13 protein-coding genes and 1 tRNA gene are annotated in these 16,615 nt (G+C 62.1%); 5 read left to right on the top strand and 9 right to left on the bottom strand.

What is annotated here, in order from left to right; genetic code table 11:
- Window positions 1–314 precede the first annotated feature (314 nt).
- From MZV50_RS07300 to MZV50_RS07290, 3 genes are all read right to left on the bottom strand, one after another.
- Window positions 315–1,400 (bottom strand): tyrosine-type recombinase/integrase, encoded by a 1,086-nt coding sequence (locus tag MZV50_RS07300; protein WP_252633744.1) that lies wholly within the window; start codon window positions 1,398–1,400, stop codon window positions 315–317.
- Window positions 1,401–1,515: 115 nt separating this feature from the next.
- The gene (locus tag MZV50_RS07295) at window positions 1,516–1,731 is read right to left on the bottom strand and encodes a conjugal transfer protein TraD (protein ID WP_252633743.1); all 216 of its coding nucleotides are present in this window, start codon (window positions 1,729–1,731) and stop codon (window positions 1,516–1,518) included.
- Window positions 1,732–1,807: 76 nt separating this feature from the next.
- Window positions 1,808–2,074, bottom strand: a complete 267-nt coding sequence (locus MZV50_RS07290) for a conjugal transfer protein TraD (RefSeq protein ID WP_252633742.1) — start codon at window positions 2,072–2,074, stop codon at window positions 1,808–1,810.
- A gap of 171 nt (window positions 2,075–2,245) precedes the next feature.
- On the opposite strand from MZV50_RS07290, the gene traA reads away from it, so the two are divergent.
- Window positions 2,246–5,104, top strand: coding sequence for a Ti-type conjugative transfer relaxase TraA (gene traA, locus MZV50_RS07285; protein WP_252633741.1), 2,859 nt, complete (start codon window positions 2,246–2,248; stop codon window positions 5,102–5,104).
- A gap of 9 nt (window positions 5,105–5,113) precedes the next feature.
- A complete protein-coding gene (locus MZV50_RS07280) occupies window positions 5,114–5,815 on the top strand; it encodes a DUF6118 family protein (protein WP_252633740.1) in 702 nt (233 codons plus the stop codon).
- An 18-nt stretch (window positions 5,816–5,833) separates the two neighbouring features.
- Here the strand turns inward: MZV50_RS07280 and MZV50_RS07275 are convergent, their stop codons facing one another.
- The 5 genes from MZV50_RS07275 to MZV50_RS07250 all read right to left on the bottom strand — a co-directional run bounded on the left by MZV50_RS07275 (window position 5,834) and on the right by MZV50_RS07250 (window position 11,834).
- Window positions 5,834–6,559 carry a hypothetical protein gene (locus tag MZV50_RS07275; RefSeq protein ID WP_252633739.1) on the bottom strand — a complete coding sequence of 242 codons (726 nt, stop codon included), beginning with the start codon at window positions 6,557–6,559 and terminating at the stop codon, window positions 5,834–5,836.
- 18 nt (window positions 6,560–6,577) lie between these two features.
- Window positions 6,578–7,693, bottom strand: a complete 1,116-nt coding sequence (locus MZV50_RS07270) for a hypothetical protein (protein WP_252633738.1) — start codon at window positions 7,691–7,693, stop codon at window positions 6,578–6,580.
- A complete protein-coding gene (locus MZV50_RS26475) occupies window positions 7,690–9,954 on the bottom strand; it encodes a sensor histidine kinase (RefSeq protein ID WP_289781906.1) in 2,265 nt (754 codons plus the stop codon). Before MZV50_RS26475 ends, MZV50_RS07270 begins: the two co-directional genes overlap by 4 nt.
- A complete protein-coding gene (locus tag MZV50_RS07255) occupies window positions 9,954–11,351 on the bottom strand; it encodes an Eco57I restriction-modification methylase domain-containing protein (RefSeq protein WP_252633737.1) in 1,398 nt (465 codons plus the stop codon). Before MZV50_RS07255 ends, MZV50_RS26475 begins: the two co-directional genes overlap by 1 nt.
- Window positions 11,352–11,744: 393 nt before the next feature.
- Window positions 11,745–11,834 (bottom strand) — tRNA-Ser (locus MZV50_RS07250).
- Between the two features lie 154 nt (window positions 11,835–11,988).
- On the opposite strand from MZV50_RS07250, the gene msrA reads away from it, so the two are divergent.
- The gene (gene msrA / locus MZV50_RS07245) at window positions 11,989–12,642 is read left to right on the top strand and encodes a peptide-methionine (S)-S-oxide reductase MsrA (RefSeq protein ID WP_252633735.1); all 654 of its coding nucleotides are present in this window, start codon (window positions 11,989–11,991) and stop codon (window positions 12,640–12,642) included.
- Window positions 12,642–12,992: an MmcQ/YjbR family DNA-binding protein gene (locus tag MZV50_RS07240; RefSeq protein ID WP_252633733.1), complete on the top strand. Its 351-nt coding sequence runs from the start codon at window positions 12,642–12,644 to the stop codon at window positions 12,990–12,992. The genes msrA and MZV50_RS07240 overlap by 1 nt, the downstream gene beginning before the upstream one ends.
- Before the next feature lie 49 nt (window positions 12,993–13,041).
- On the opposite strand, the gene MZV50_RS07235 is transcribed toward MZV50_RS07240, so the two are convergent.
- Window positions 13,042–13,671 (bottom strand): TetR/AcrR family transcriptional regulator, encoded by a 630-nt coding sequence (locus MZV50_RS07235; RefSeq protein ID WP_252633732.1) that lies wholly within the window; start codon window positions 13,669–13,671, stop codon window positions 13,042–13,044.
- A 370-nt stretch (window positions 13,672–14,041) separates the two neighbouring features.
- Between MZV50_RS07235 and MZV50_RS07230 the strand changes: the two genes are divergently transcribed.
- Window positions 14,042–16,543: a TonB-dependent receptor gene (locus MZV50_RS07230; protein ID WP_252633731.1), complete on the top strand. Its 2,502-nt coding sequence runs from the start codon at window positions 14,042–14,044 to the stop codon at window positions 16,541–16,543.
- Window positions 16,544–16,615: the final 72 nt, after the last annotated feature.

The raw sequence follows: 16,615 nt of genomic DNA, 5'->3' as shown, positions 1-16,615 counted from the left end.
CGGGAGCCAGGACCGGAACGGTCGGTGCTCGCCCTGGAGCGCTTGGAGAGCCTCTGCCGGGCGGGATGGTGCGGGTCAAGGGCGGCTTCGCCGTCGCTCCGCGAGACGCCCGAAGGGCGTCCCCTTGACGCGCGCCAGCCCGTCCGGCCTTTGTTCCACCAAGCGATCCAGGGCGTCTTGTCTCCGAGCGAAGGTCGACGGCTGCTTCGACAGGACAGGCCGAGTCAGTGGCTACATCAGCGGGTGCGCCTGAAGAATTGCGCCCGCCGCCCTGCGCTTCTAGACGTTTGGCGACGGGCAAGTTGGTCGCGGCGCTAGAACAGGTTTTCCGGTCTCCGTTCAGTATCGGCCATCAGGGCGCCAGGCGTTGCCTTAGCCGTCAGGCGGGCGCCGACTTTGGCGCTCGCCCCTTCCAAATTTTCCGGTAGGGATGAAAGCAGGCGCATTGCGTCGACCGGCGCGGACGACTCCGCGTCAAGGCCCAGAAAGGTTCGAGGTGTCGAACAGGAGAACATCCAAGGCTTAGCCGGAAGCCGAGGCGGCTGGTCCGTCGGTGGCTTGAGCAGCGAAAGCGGGCTCTCGACCGAGCGAAGGATCTTGGTCGCGACGCGGGTGTAGCGGGCGGTCGTATCCGTCTTCCTGTGACCCAGCAGAGCCTGGATGACGCGAATGTCCGTCTTGTTCTCCAGTAGATGGGTGGCGAAAGAGTGCCGGAGCGTGTGCATGGAAACCCGCTTCTCCAGCCCGGCCATGGCCGCCGCCTGCTTGCAGATCCGATCGAGTTGCCGGGTTGCGATCGGCTGCCCAGGATCGCGGCCGGGAAACAGCCAACCCATCGGGCGCGCCTGGCGCCACCAGGCCTGCAACAACTCTAGCAGGTCGGGAGCCAGCATCACGTAGCGATCGGTGCGCCCCTTCCCCTGCTCGACACGGATCAGCATCCGGGCAGCGTCGATGTCGGCGACCTTCAGGTTAGCGATCTCCGAAATGCGGAGGCCGCAACCATAGGCGATGCTCAGTATGGCTTTGTATTTGAGCTTGCCGGCACAGTGCAGCAGGAGCGCCACCTCCTCGGGACTGAGCACTTCTGGCAGGCGATTTTCCCCGCGAACCGTCGCTAACTGACTTCCAAAACTTGGCCGCGCGAGGGTGACCCTAAAGAAGAAGCGCAGGCCCGAGACGCGGCTGTTCATCGTGGCTGGCGACACCCCTTGGTTGGCCAGATGCAGCTGGTAGCGCCGCAAGTCCTCCGGCTCGGCCCAGTCTGGCGAGCAGTTGATAAACTGAGCGAAATCGGCGACCGCTCGCACGTAGTCGCGCTGGGTATGGGCGGTGTAGCCACGGATTTTCATGTCCTCAAGCATACGCTGACGCAGAGGGCTCATGGGCGTGGAACTCATGGTGTTCTCCTGTTGGGTGAATGCCCCCCAGGTCCGCCTAGTTGGGTTTCGAACGTCGCTCTGCACAGCCCTGATTGCTGCTCTCGGCGGGTCTGGTCGACGCCGAGGCTTGGCGTCAGCTAGGCGTGTTGTCGTTCTCGAACGCCCGCTTTCCGCCGCGCCGCCAGAGGGCGAGCGTGTGTTCGCGGTCCTCGCCCTGGAGCATCATCGCCAGCGTCAGGAACGCGCCGTAAAGGGCGGCGCGATCGTCACCGGTCAGCTCGACCAGCCCGGCCTTTTGCACCAGGCCACCCAGCTCGATCAGGTGGTGGGTCCGCTCTCGGCGCTGCATCACCCAGGCCCGGGTGTCGGTCCTGGCTCGCCCCGCCTCAAGCCGGTGTCGCGCCGCCGTGGTTCGCCGGATCGCATCATTGGTCGCCGCCAGCAGCGCGCGGAGGTTCCGCCTTCCCGCTGCGAAAGAACCCCGCGCCCCGTTTGCGCCACTCCGCCTTGCGAGCCGCGTCGCCGCTTTCGACCAGGCCAAGTAGCCCGCCCGCCAAGGTCTCGACATCCAGAGCATCGGCCCCGGTGGCGATCACCAGTTCACCGAGCTGTTTGACCTTCCGCTCCTTGAGCGTTCTGGCCTTGTCCTCCAGCGTCTTCAGCTCAGCATCGAAGTCCCGAGGTTTGCGCATCGTAGTCTCCATGATGGCGGGATGCGCTCAGGATAAGACAGCGGGTCTCGGAAGGCAGTAAGGTTGCTGAAACACACTGGGACGGCCCGGTCCCTTCCGAGATTTTAATCTTGGAGGGCGCGCTTATACGTCGTGCCGACGTGCGCTCAGGATAGTAAGTGGTCTGTCGCCATGGCGATCTACCACTTCAGCGTCAAAGTCATCAGCCGCGCCACCGGGGCCAGCGCCGTGGCCTCGGCCGCCTACCGCTCCGCTTCGCGGCTGCACGACGAGCGGCTGGATCGCGACCACGACTTCACGGGCAAGAGCGGCGTCGTCCATTCTGAAGTGATGCTGCCGGACGGCGCGCCCGAGCAGCTGTCGGATCGCGCGACGTTGTGGAACGCGGTCGAGGCCGGCGAAAAGCGCAAGGACGCCCAGCTTTCCCGCGAGGTCGAGTTCGCCATCCCTCGCGAGATGGACCAAGCCCAGGGGATCGAACTGGCCCGCGACTTCGTCCGGCGCGAAATGGTCGATCGCGGCATGGTCGCTGATCTCAATCTGCACTGGGACATTGGAGCCGACGGCCTGGCCAAGCCCCACGCCCACGTCATGCTGTCGATGCGGGAGGTTGGCGAAGACGGTTTTGGCGCCAAGGTCCGCGACTGGAACCGCACCGAACTGGTCGAGCATTGGCGCGAGGCCTGGGCGGACCATGTCAACGAGCGCCTGGCGCAGCTCGACATCGACGCGCGGATCGATTGCCGGAGCCTCGAAGACCAAGGCATCGACCTGGAGCCGCAGAACAAGATCGGCCCGGCCGCCGGCCGTAGGGCCGACGAAGGCCTGGAGGCGGATCGGCTCGACGAACACCACGAGATCGCGCGGGCCAATGGCGAGCGGATCATCGCCGATCCGCGCATCGCTCTGGATGCCATCACCAAGCAGCAGGCGACCTTCACCCGCCGCGATCTGGCGATGTTCATTCACCGCCATTCGGATGGGAAGGAACAGTTCGATCGGGCGATGGGTGCGGTGCAGGCCTCACCCGAGCTGGTGGCCTTGGGCCAGGACGGGCGCGGCCAAGATCGGTTCACCAGCCGCGAGATGATCGCGGTCGAGGACCGCTTGCATCGCGCCAGCGCCGTGATGGCTGAGCGCCGGGCGCACCAGGTCAGCGAACTGGATCAGCGCCGCGCCCTGGCGCGGGCCGAGCAGCGTGGGCTTGTCCTGTCCGGCGAGCAGAAGACGGCGTTCGAGCACGTCACCCAGGCCCGCGACCTGGGCGTGGTGGTCGGCTATGCCGGCACGGGCAAGTCGGCCTTGTTGGGCGTGGCGCGGGAGGCCTGGGAGGACGCCGGCTATCGCGTCCAGGGCCTAGCCTTGTCGGGCATCGCCGCCGAGAACCTGGAGGGCGGATCGGGCATCGCGTCTCGCACCATCGCCAGCCTGGAACATCAGTGGGCTCAGGGCCGCGAACTGCTGGACGCCCGCGACGTGCTGGTGATCGACGAGGCCGGGATGATCGGCTCGCGGCAGATGGAGCGGCTGCTGTCGGCGGCCGAGAAGGCCGGGGCCAAGGTGGTGCTGGTCGGCGATCCCGAGCAGCTCCAGGCCATCGAGGCCGGCGCGGCGTTCCGGTCGATTGCCGAGCGACATTCCCATGTCGAGATCACTCAAGTTCGCCGGCAGCATGAGGACTGGCAGCGCGACGCCACCCGCCATCTCGCCACCGGCCGCACCGGCGAAGCGCTGGCGGCTTACGACGCGCGCGGCATGGTCCATGCCGCCGAGACCCGCGATCAGGCGCGCGAGGATCTGGTCGAGCGCTGGGATCGCGATCGGATCGCCGAGCCGGGAAAAAGCCGCATCATCCTCACCCACACCAATGACGAGGTGCGCGATCTCAATCTGACCGCCCGCGAGCGGCTACGCCAGGCGGGCGTGTTGGGCGAGGAGGTGACGGTCAGGGCCGAGCGCGGCGAGCGCGCCTTCGCGGCCGGCGACCGGCTGATGTTCCTGAAGAACGATCGCGGGCTTGGCGTGAAGAACGGCATGCTCGGCGAGATCGAGCAGGTCTCGGCCACGCAAATGACGGTACGGCTCGATGCCGGGCGATCGGTCATCTTTGACCTGAAGAACTACGCCCAGGTCGATCATGGCTATGCGGCCACCATCCATAAGAGCCAGGGCGTCACGGTCGATCGGACCCATGTGCTGGCGACGCCGGGCATGGATCGCCATGGCGCCTATGTCGCCCTGTCGCGGCATCGCGACAGTGTCCAGGTCCATTACGGTCGCGACGAGTTCGAGGATCTCGGCAAGTTGACCCGCGTGCTGTCGCGCGAGCGGGCCAAAGATATGGCCAGTGACTTCGCCGAGCGACGCGACATTCATGTGCCGCCGTCGTTGCGCCCCAAGGAGCCGCCGCAGCGCGAGCGCGGGATGTTCGCCGGGTTCAGGCCAGTCAGTCCCGCGCATCAGCCGGCGACGCCGGCGCGCGATGGCGATCAGCTTGCTCGACGCGCCGCGATGGAGCGCCACGCCCGCGCCGCGGCCGATGTGATGCGGATGAACGACCGCGGCTTGCCGGTGCTTGCCCATCAGCGGAAAGCGCTGGAGCAGGCGCGCGAGGCGATGGGGAAGATCGGCCCGCACGCCGCCAAGGATCTGGAGCGGGCCTATGTCCGCGATCCAGGCTTGGCAGGCGAGACTGCGTCGGGCCGCACCCAGCGAGCGATCCGCGTCCTTCAGCTTGAAGCGGAGGTCCGCGCCGATCCGCGTCTGCGCGCCGATCGCTTCGTCGAACGTTGGCAGGGCTTGGAGCGCCAGCGCACGGCCTTGCACCGCGCGGGCGACATGACCGGCGCCGGCCAAGTCCGAGATCGCATGGGCGCGATGGCCAAGAGCTTGGAGCGCGACCCGCAGATGGAATCGCTGCTCCGCCCTCGCCGGCCGGAGCTTGGGCTTCCCGCCGAGATGGGCCGCAGCGTGGGGCAGGGCCTTTCTGACTACCTCGGCATCGGCCGTGGCCGGGGATTTGGCTTGTAGGAGGATGGGATGGATCAGGACATCGGATCAGAAGCGCCGGCCGATCCGGCGGCGGTGGCGTTCGAGGCGTTGCGTCGGGAGGTGGCCTTGCTGAATGTCGCTCTGGCTGGTCTCGCCGCTGAACGCGCGTCGACGCCCGACTACAGCGAGACGCTGAGCGAGATCGCTCAAGGCGTGAGGGTCGCGGTCGGGCGCGTGGGAAAGCTGGCGACGAGTCCGGCCCTGGCCTTAAGCCCGGTCGAGATGTCGAGGCAGATCACAGCGGCCGGCAACGAGGCCCGGCGTCGGGATCGCGCGGAGCTGCATCAAGCGCTTGAGGGGCTTCATCGGGCCACTATCGACCTTCGTGGCTGGATTGATACCGCGCGCTTGGCCAGTGTGCAGAACTTGCGGCTATTGCAGTCGGCGTTGGCCGGTGTGGTCGGTGGAGCAGTCCTGGGGAGCAGCGTTCCGGCCATCGTGGCGCAGGCAGCTCCAGAGCGTTGGGCTTGGCCCGAGAGGCGAGCGGCGAGCCTGCTTCACCGCGACATTTGGTCGGCGGGCGAGCGGATGTTAGCCACGGCCAATCCAGGCCAGTGGCGAGATATCCAAACCGCTAGACGGATCGTCGATCTAAACCGCGAGGCCCTTGCAAAATGTGCTCGGGCCGCCGAGAGAGATCAGGCCAATACGCGTTGCCTGATCAGCGTCCGCGTTAGGGCGGGGTCATGATACGGCCGCCCGTTCGACTTAGGCCGCTCCGCTGTACCAGTGCGTTGACCGGTAGCAATGCGGCGCGATGTTCGCGTTCAAGTATTCCATTCGATGAGCCGCGCCTACGAAGAATGCAGTAGCGGTACGCATCTTCTCGAAGGCTTGCTTTACCTCGGGAGACGAGGTTTCCGTCAGAAGATGGTCGGCGCATAGCTGCGTAATTACAGAAAACACATCCATTTGAGCGGAAGGTGTCCTCACGTTCGGCAATATTGGTGTAACGCGATCTTGAGCAATCCATTCACGCCGAAACTGTTCGTTTACCGAAGCAAGCAAATCCATCTGGGGCGAAATCTGAGCATGAAACACTGGGTGACCAGTCTTGGCTTCGTCCAAATCGTAGTGAGCACCATAGACATGCTCAACAACTTCGCGTTTCGATCGAAAGTAACCGACTTCCGTGCCAAAAGATCTAGTTCTCAACGGCTTAGATCGAAGGTCAGGCCCCTCAAATGATAGCCATCCTTTGACGGCAACATATAGACTTGGTGACGAATGCGCAGCGCGCTCCGGCAGCATAAAAACAATTGGGCGCACGTTGAACTTCACGTCGTCGTCGCCCACTGTGTGATCAAATTCAAAGATGTCATATCCGCTAGACGGGCGAACGTCGCTCGACGGATACATCTTTTGCAGCCCTGTTCGAACTGCGTCCCATGCAGTGTGAACCTGTTGCTGAACTAGTGAGGCGTTCCGGTTCATGCCCCCTCCATACCGAAATTAGAGACCAAGGAGGGGGGCCCATTCGTCGTAGAAGTCGCGCTCGACACGGCTGAGCTGCGCACCTTGCGGAATCCAACTGCTAGCCGCGACTGAACAGTCAGCTCGTTGGCACACTGGTCTGTGCGTGAACGGGCACACAAACCCGCCCTTCTTTCCGCCGCAACCATCCCTTTCGCAGACATGGGTAGCGAGCTCACGGCCAAGCGCCAGTTCGCCAATAGCTCGGTTCATATCCCCAAAATCTTCGAAGCTTCGATCTCGAAGCGCCTCGCCCTTTTCGTCGAGGATCAGGTCGACGTCCTCGCGCCAGTAGTAGTCCCCGCTACCGCTGAATGGGCCGCTATATGAAGCACCCGCGAAAACTTCCTTCAAAGCAGATGCCTCGGTCTCGGCAGTACCAAGGTAGGCGCAAAGCGCACGTTGAGAGAGGATTGGTCCGGGAAATTTTAGAATAGAGTTCAGAAGGACATGGCCAAGAACATAGGTGAGAACCTGTACTTTATCATTATCGTCAGGTGACTCGGCGGGATCGGCGAAGTCCCGCAATCTTTGAACAAGGGAGGAGTTAGACGCCCCAATTCGCGTCATGTATAACGCAAACTGATTATCTAAATGCGGCCGCTCAAGCAAAGCGGCCAATACAGATGCTAGGCTGCGCTTCGATGTCAAAAGATCGGGATCGCCAGTGATCGCATCTCGAATAGCGAGGAAGCCTGAGAAGGCGGCGGCGATAAAGTTCGCCGCATCTGCTTCGGCGGTCGGAATACGAAGTTCGAAAAGATTGGGCTCCTTCGGCAGTGCAGTTGCGTTGCCTCGGGAGAAATCTCCGACAGGTATTGAGCGCTTTTGGCACCATCCGACTATCGTAAGGCCGAAAAGTCCCTTCACACCCTGGCTCGTCAGATCGTAATCCGTCACGACCAGAATGGTATTGAGGTCCACTTTTGAGTCAAAGACCTCTTGTGGCGTATCATCGTTTGAGCTTGGCATCCATTGACGGATTTCGACAACCTCTTTGGGCAGGAGCTTCGACAGCCCCTCTGCTAGGCCCTCAAGAAGATCCCTTGTGTCATCCACCAGCAATATGGACGGTATATCTCCGGCTTTGGTCATGCGCGAGATGTCTCGGTTTGCAGCGGAATGCGAATTCTTACACATGTGGCGAACTCTGGAGGCGGATCCACCAACTCTGCTCGCCCACCAAAGGCCTCAGCCCCGCGCTTCACGAGCGCAAGTCCTAAGCCCATACCAGACCCAAGAGGATCGTTCTTAGACTGCGTGGTAGTAAACAGCGGGTCGAACACTCTTTCATGCAGGGCATGGGGGATACCGACTCCGGTGTCCGACACTTCAAGATAGTGCCAGCGATTGTCGTTCCAGGCGCGGAACGCGATAGTTCCCTGCTCAGTCCCAACCTTTGCGGTGACAGCCTTCAAGGCATTAGTATAGAGGTTAAGAGCAATGCCGTTGTAAAGTGACGGTGGAACCAGGGGTGCCATAAGGTCAGGCTCGGCGCTTATTTCAACTTTAATGTTGCGTTCTTCCGCATATCGACCGAAGTATTTCTTCACTTGTTGCAGGCGCGGGCGGACAGGATAAGGTTTGCTAGGTTTATTCTTAGCGCCTTCAATGTATCCGGAGGAGTAGGTGACGAACTCTTTGAGGCTCTTGATGTGTGCAGCAAAACTTTTCACTGCTCCGGAAAATTGAGGCTGCTGCTCCGCCAAAATCACCAGATCGGCATGAGTTGCTTCTAGCTCTTGAAGCGCAACGCCAAACTCGTGAGTCATGAAGCCGGCGACCACGCCCAGCAGGCTCATAATTTCGAGCTGCTGCTCACGCTCCCTGGAGGTCTCCTCCTGGCGCTCGGCAAGGTGCTGGGTCTGCGCGAGGGCGGCGACAATTCGCGCCTTATCTGGTTCTGCGATACGAGGGTTCGATTGAACCTCGCTAATAGCAGTCCTCGTCTCACGCCGGATGGTCGCGACCAGGGCGTTCCTCTGGGCCTCTTCTTCCTCGCGTTGAAGCTTCCGGTCAGCGTAAGCGATGGCTTCGATCGCGCCGCGCACAAGATCTTGAAGTTGCTTATAGGCCTCGTTGTCGACGAAGCCCTCTCTATCTGCCGATGCGACTAAGCCTTCCTCGTCCGCGTCGGCGTCGATCTCATCGTGGCGACGCCCCTCTACCTGCACCAAGCCGATCAATTGGGCTGATTGAGGGAGTCGGAGCATCCAGTTTTCGGAAGTCGACGACCTAACGTTGGCAGGCATCGGGAAATGCTTCAGAGCAATCGATGATCGAGGGTCGCGTCTATTGCGTGCGTTGTCCGCTTGAAGGGTGAGCCAGTCGTCTGACTGAGTCCCATATGGTTGAACACGGAAATTACGATCAAAGACCGCAACCCCGGCATTCTCGACGATCCAGGAATAAGCTCGCCGGCCGTCGACCGGCATGCCGGTAAATGCACCTGCCCGACGCGGAAAGAAGCGGACGTCGGCGTAGAGTTGCCCAACCTCGTTTGGAAACTTATCGATGAACTTTAAGTATGGTTTCGAGGCTCCCCGCCGGTAGATGCGAAGATCCACCCGGTCTCCGCTCAAACGAAGTTGCGCGCGCAATGCAAATCCGTCGAGGATGGCAGCGGCAACGTCCTCGCCTTCCTCTTCGTCATCTTGCTGGATATTGAGCAAAAATCCAGGGTCGGATGTCGCGTCAAGGGAGGGGGCGATATCTTCGCCTTCAGATATCTTGCGAAAGAGCGAGCGCAGCGGCGTAAGGATACCGATAGAGCCAGTGCGAACCTTCTGTAAGTCGAGTCGGCCTACCTCCGACCGCAGCCTAGTTATCTTTAGGGTGGTGCCAGTAGGCGTGTCGCCGTTGACAGATTCAAGCCGATACGGAACTTGAACCTTCCCAAGGTCCTGATGTTTATCAAATGTTGGCCAATCGAAGTCAGCAACTAAACGAGTCAGCCGCTTCCGTTCTTCATCATACGCTACTGATTCAAGGTGAAGAACCCGGCCGAGAAATCGAACAGCAAAGCGACCAATGCCTTTTTCGCCGGTGATTAGTCGGAGGTACTTTTCACTAAACGTGACGGCTTCTTTGGAGCTTGTTCCGATACGCATCCACCCATTGGTGAATCGGCTCAGGGTCATGCCTATGCCATCATCGATTACCGTGATGGATCGCGGCGCATCATAGTTGATGGTACATTCGGTTGCGTCCGCATCGTACGAGTTCTTTATAAGCTCGACTATCGCGACCTCTGGCTGTTTTACTAGGCGTTCACCTAGCTCACGAAGAATTCGACTCTCAATGGTAAATGAGAGGGTTCCCTGATCTAGGATGCCGCTTTCTATCTTCGGAGCCATTATGCGGAGGCCGTAGAGGAATTGAATACATCAAAGAAAAGCGCATTGAGTTGATTGATTTCAACTTTACGCAAGCCGTTCGAGTGAGCAACGATGCGATCTCGAATGTTTACGCCATTAAGACCTCCGATAAGGTCTTGCATCTGGACAGGGTCAACATTGTAGATACCGCAAACTCCTCCGACGGCCCGCGCCTCTATCGTATTCGCGACGGCTTTGGGAAATTCACCCTTAAAGCTCATTGCCATCAAAAGAGCTGGCACCGGTGGCATTTTAAACTTCCACCAATTTTCGCGCTCAAGGCATGTGCTCGTTTGATATTCAGCTTCGGGCACTGCATCGAGATAAGCTTGGAGCGCTCGGCTTGGTTCATCGTCAGTGCGGATCAACCAGCATTTCTGACCGGGATTGCGATACAGTGCTCTGAACGTTGCCTCATCAAGAATTTTTGCTTCATTCGGCAATTGCCGGAGAGTGGTGACGCAGGGGACGACGTCTCGGCCCACCTCTAAGCCAGAGCGAACGCGTTCGCCTTCCGTTAGCGTGAGCACCTTCTGTGTTCCGGGGCTTAAGCCACGAATGGCGCGAGGGGCGCCCGCTACTATGTCGGAGCGCTTGAGATAGCCGAGCACGCCTTGCTCAGATCCGCTCGGAGACGGAAGAGAGCGATAGTCTCCCTCGGCCGTTTCTTCAAAATAGCGCCATTGGCCATCACGCACCGACTTGTCGACGATCGTGATTGAGGAAGTAGTAAGCACGCTGTCGAACGTAGTGTCGACGAGCCGATAGACGCTCACGTTCCACTTCTGCGCCGTAATGTAGTCCCTGAGCGCCTTTGCTGAGGGACGCGACACCCATTCATAAGGGATGACCAGCGCGCAGAGGCCGTCCTCCCTGAGGCTAGCGAGTGAGAGAAGGAAGAAGTATTGCCAGGCGTTCGCCAGGCCCGAAACAGCGATTCCGGTCCGTCGCTTGAGGACCACGGATGCTTTTTGGCGCCAACCGACGGGCAAGTCTTGGTTGCGCACGAACGGCGGGTTGCCAATGCAGAGATCGGCGCCCTCGACGTCACCCGAGAAGGCGCAGTCGTTTACAAGCCTGGCATTGGTGGGTAGCGCCGCGTTTCGACAACGATCACGGTCGATTTCGTACCCGACGTACTCTTTGAAGCTGCCGTGGCGAGCAAAGCGAGCATCGCCAGCGCCAAAGTCGACCACCTTGCCAATGCTCGTTCTCAAGGCGTTGACGTGCGCCCATGTCGCCGCAACGAGTTCGTCGGGAGTGTCGACTTGGCAGCGATCCAGGTAGAGCGATACGGTATTCCACGCGCCCCAATCGCGGGTCAGCGGGATCAGGTGCCGCGCACGATCCGTGTCGGACGAGGTTCCGAATTCCATCAACTAATGCTCACCCGACCGAACTAGCATCCCGCCCCGAACGGGTTCAGCGCGGTATTCATGCAAGGGTAGCGGGCGCAGCTAAGCGGAGCAAGGATCACGATTTCCGAGCATCCGCCGAGAATGCAACTCGACCGCGCCAAGTGCCCTGAACTCAGCGGCGAGACGAACTTCGTTGGCGTGTTAGCGCGGACTAAGAGGTGCGCGTGTGTCGCATGGGGGGAAGCATGACGCCCATTGGCGTCGACGCCGTGGCGCGTGATCGCGAGTGTGATAGCCGCATCTTTAAAGCGAGGTGCACCTCGCAGTGAATTCAAAAAGTGGGACCCAAAGTGGGGCCGACGAATTCCGGTCTCTGGAATAATATAGAAATCAATATGTTGGAGGGGTCGGTGGCGGTGAGAGAGGGATTCGAACCCTCGATAGAGTTTCCCCTATACACGCGTTCCAGGCGTGCGCCTTCAACCACTCGGCCACCTCACCAGCGCACTCGGGTCGGGGGTGGTTGAGACCCCCGGCGCGGGAAGGCGCGCAATATACTCAGGGGCGGTCGCAGAGCAAGCGCGTTCCCGGATGAAACTGGCGATGCGAGCGCTTATATCCAGGCGCGAGAAATTCCCGCCGCGAAAGGTCCGCCATGCTCTCGTTCAAGAAGACCCTCGAGATGCCCACCGCCGACACCGCCCTGCCGGGTCGTCCCGAGCCGATCCCGACGGCCGACACCCACTTCATTAACGGCCATCCGCTGAAGGGGCCCTATCCCGACGGCCTGGAGACGGCGATCTTCGCCATGGGCTGCTTCTGGGGTGTCGAGCGCGTGTTCTGGCAGGTTCCGGGCGTCTATGTCACCGCCGCCGGCTACGCGGCCGGCGTAACGCCGAACCCGACCTATGAGGAGGTCTGCAGCGGCCGCACCGGGCACACGGAGGTGGTGCTGGTGGTGTTCGACCCCAAGGTCGTCACCTACGAGGCCCTGCTGAAGACGTTCTGGGAGAATCACGACCCGACCCAGGGCATGCGCCAGGGCAATGACATCGGCACCCAGTATCGCTCGGGCATCTATGTCACCAACGACGCCCAGGCCGCCGCCGCCGTGGAGTCGAAGGAAACCTATCAGCAGGCGCTGTCGGCCCAGGGCCTGGGCGACATCACCACCGAGATCGCCGCCGCCAGCCCGTTCTACTTCGCCGAGGACTATCACCAGCAGTACCTGGCCAAGAACCCGAACGGCTATTGCGGCATCGGCGGCACGGGCGTGGTCTGCCCGATCGGTCTCGGCGTCGACGCCTGATGACGCCCAAGGCCTTCGACGCGGCGTGCCTGGCCCTACCGGGCGCGACTCTCTCGGTCCAGTGGGGTGACGACCACGTCTTCAAGGTCGGCGGCAAGATGTTCGCCGTCCGCGGCACGGGCGTCACCCAGGGCGGCGGGATCTCGTTCAAGGCCTCCGACGTGGCGTTCGAGGTCCTGACCGAGACCGGCCGCGCCAATCCCGCGCCCTATCTGGTCCGCGCTAAATGGGTGCATTTCGCGGAACTGTCCGAACTGGACGCCGACGAGGTGACCGACTGGGTGAAGACCGCCCACGGCCTGATCGCCGCCAAGCTGACTAGGAAGGTCCGGGCGGAGCTGGGTCTCTAGAGCTTCATTGAGGCGTGACGAGCGCCGAAACCGCTCACACTTTCGGCTGTCACGCCTTCGCCAGCCCCTGGAGCGCGGTCGCCTCGATCGCCTCCAGCAAGCGCTCGTTGGTCAGGCCCGGCGTGCCCGGCGTCCACTTGGTCAGCCAGATCAGCATGCCGACCAGAAGCTGCACCACCAGCGGCGGCTCGCAGGTCACGATCGAGCCGTCGGTCATGCCGTCCTCGAGGAACCGCTCCAGCCGCCGAGACAGCCGCGCGGACCAGGCCTCGATCGCCTGACGCTGGTCATCGGCCAGATACGAGCTGTCGCCGAAATAGAGCTGCGGCCCATTGGTCACCGCGTCGTCCAGCAGGGCTCGCAGGAAACGCCGCAGCTTGCACAGGCCCGTGCCGCCGGCGGCCTCGACCACCGCCAGGATCGCTTCGAACCGCTCCAGCGAGCGCTGGTGGCCGGCGAAGGCCAGGGCCTGCTTATTCGGGAAATAGTAGTAGAGGGCCGCGTCGCGCAGATCGAGGGCGGCGGCGATCTCGGTCATGGTGGCGGCGGCGAAGCCCTTGGCGTTGATGACCTCGATGGCCGCGCCCAGGATCGCCTCGCGCTTCTTCACGGACTTCTGGCTCTGCGCCATCGGCCTGGCCTCTTCGACCAGGGCTCCGGGATCCCCGCCCTTCGACAATCGCGCTCTCTCCACAGCCCGGCGCGACCGATTCTATCGTCGGAGGACACCGTTCTTTCGAAACTCGTTCCGAACGTGATCCGGATCAATCCGATAAATTCTAACTTGCGCTAGAATATCGAGGGCATATTAAAATCGCAGTCAGTTGCGCGCGGGATGCAAGACCGGGCGCACTGGGGCGGAAACATGACGCAAAGCGTCTTCATCCACGGCCTGGCCTCTCCGACCGTCTCGCACGGCCCGAACGCCCGGCCAGGATCGCCCTTACCCTACGTCAATAGGTTCGCCCTCCTCCAAAAGAAACCCGCGATTGCTCGAGGCGGGAAGAGGAGTCATGCGGCCGATAATAAAGAAAAACAGGGAGTTATTCATGAGAAACGTCCATCTGCTGGGGGTGTCCGCCCTGGCGCTCGCCATTGCCGCGCCGGCCTATGCCCAACAAAGCGCCGCCGATAACAACTCGATCGCCGAAATCGTCGTCACCGCCACCAAGCGCGAACAAACCCTGCAGGACGTGCCGATCTCGGTCGCCGTCACCGGCCAGCAGACGATCGAACGCGCCCAGGTCCGCGACCTGATCGACCTGCAATCGGTGGTCCCATCGCTGAAGGTCACCCAGTTCAACGCCACCGGCCAGACCAACTTCGTCATCCGCGGCTTCGGCAACGGCAACGGCAACGACGGCATCGAAAGCTCGGTCGGGGTGTTCATCGACGGCGTCTATCGCAGCCGCTCCGCCGCCGCCCTGGACGACCTGCCGGAAATCGAGCGCATCGAGGTGCTGCGCGGCCCGCAGTCGACCCTGTTCGGCAAGAACGTGTCGGCCGGCGCGATCAGCATCGTCACCAAGAAACCCCAGTTCGAGACCGGCGGTAAGATCGAAGCCACGGTCGGCAACTACAACACGCGCCAGATCAAGGGCACCTTCACCGGCCCGCTCAGCGACACCCTGGCGGTGCGCCTGTCGGGCAGCCTGAACAAGCGCGACGGCTTCTTCACCAACCTGACCACCGGCAGCGACGTCAACGACCGCGACCGCTGGTCGGTGCGCGGCGACGTGCTGTGGGAGCCGACCGACAAGACCTCGGTGCGGATCATCGCCGACTACAACAAGATCAACGAAACCTGCTGCGCGGTCTCCTCGATCCTGAACGGCCCGGCCACCCTGGTGATCGGCAGCATCCTGAAGAAGCCGATCAGCGACACCACCAAGGTCTTCGACCGCAACGTGATCTTCAACACCGACCCGAACAACACGCTGTCGGGCAAGGGCGTGTCGGGCCAGATCGACCATGACCTGGGCTTCGCCAAGCTGACCGCGATCACCGCCTACCGGAACCAGAAGAACGCCTCGTTCCAGGACATCGACTTCACCGGCGCGGATATCTCCAACAACCGCACCGCCAACACCATCAAGACCTTCACCCAGGAAGTGCGCTTGGCGTCCAGCGGCGACGGCCCGCTGAACTGGCTGATCGGCGGCTTCTACCAGAACGAAAAGCTGAACACCGGCCGCACGATCACCTATGGCAGCGACATCCGCGCCTTCGCCGACGCCCTCTCGGGCCCGGTGCCGGCGGCGCTGCTGGGCGCCCTGCCTGCCGCGATCCGCCCGGCCCTGACCGGCCGCTCGAATCTCTATGCGCTGGAGTTCCTGCAGAGCCTGGCCACGCCGACCCTCGTCAAGCCCGGCTCGACCTACTTCCAGGCCGGCCAGGGCATCGACGACTACTACAGCATGAAGCAGACGTCGTACTCGCTGTTCGGCCAGGTCGACTACCAGGTCACCGACAAGCTGACCCTGACCGGCGGCCTCGCCTATCTGAACGACGACAAGAAGGCCCGCTCGAACGTTGTCCTCAAGGACCCCTTCTCGTCGCTGAACCTGTCGGCGGTGCCGCAGTTCACGGCCATCGGCCTGCCTGGCAACCTGTATAGCGCCCTGGGCGCCCTGCAGTTCTTCTATGGCAACGATCCGACCCACGGTCCGGTCAACTATCCGAACGCCAACGAGTCCGGCCAGTTGAAGGGCGACAAGGTCACCTACGCCGTTCGCGCCGCCTATGACTTCGGCGCGATCAACGCTTATGTCAGCTACTCCACGGGCTGGAAGGCCGGGGCCTACAACCTGTCGTCCGACAGCCGTCCGCCGAACGCCAACGGCGTGGGCCGCACCGCCCAGCCGGAAAACGTCGACGTCTACGAACTGGGCGTGAAGGCCAACATCCCGGGCGGCTATGTCAACGCCGCGCTGTTTAAGCAATCGATCAAGGGCTTCCAGTCCAACGCCTTCACCGGCCTGGGCTACAGCCTGGTCAACGCCGGCGAGGAGTCGGTGAAGGGCTTCGAGATCGACAGCGCCTGGCGTCCGGTCCACTGGCTGAACCTGACGGCGGCCGTGACGTACCTGGATCCTAAGTACGACAGCTTCACCGGCGCTGCCTGCGTGAACTATGACACGGCCCGCTGCCCGGTCGACCCGACCACCGGCCGCCGTCCGAACTTCCGCGACCTGACCGGCGATACGCCGGCCGGCATCCCGAAGTGGTCGTTCTCGACCTCGGCGACGATCAACCACGACTTCGGCAACGACTGGCAGGGCTATGCCCGGGCGGAATACGACTATGTCAGTAAGACCCAGCTGACCGAGACGACCCCGCCGAACCTGTCGAGCTGGGACCAGAACGTGATCAACGCCAGCCTGGGCGTGACCAACACGGCCAAGCAGATCGAGGTCATGCTCTGGGCGCGTAACCTGACCAACGACGATAGCCTGATCTCGACCTTCCCGACCGTGGCCCAGGACGGCAGCTACAGCGGCTATCCGAACGCCCCGCGCACCTATGGCGTGACGGTCCGCAAGAGCTTCTAGGGCTCGAGCAGACAGAGACTACCCCGGCGGCCCGGTCCCTCGTGATCGGGCCGCCTTTTTGTTGCGCCAAGT

This window comes from Caulobacter segnis, from assembly GCF_023935105.1.
In the GTDB taxonomy this organism is placed as follows: Bacteria; Pseudomonadota; Alphaproteobacteria; order Caulobacterales; family Caulobacteraceae; genus Caulobacter; species Caulobacter segnis_B.
The sequence above is the reverse complement of the archived record's forward strand: the minus strand, read 5'-3'. Positions and strand labels throughout refer to the sequence as shown.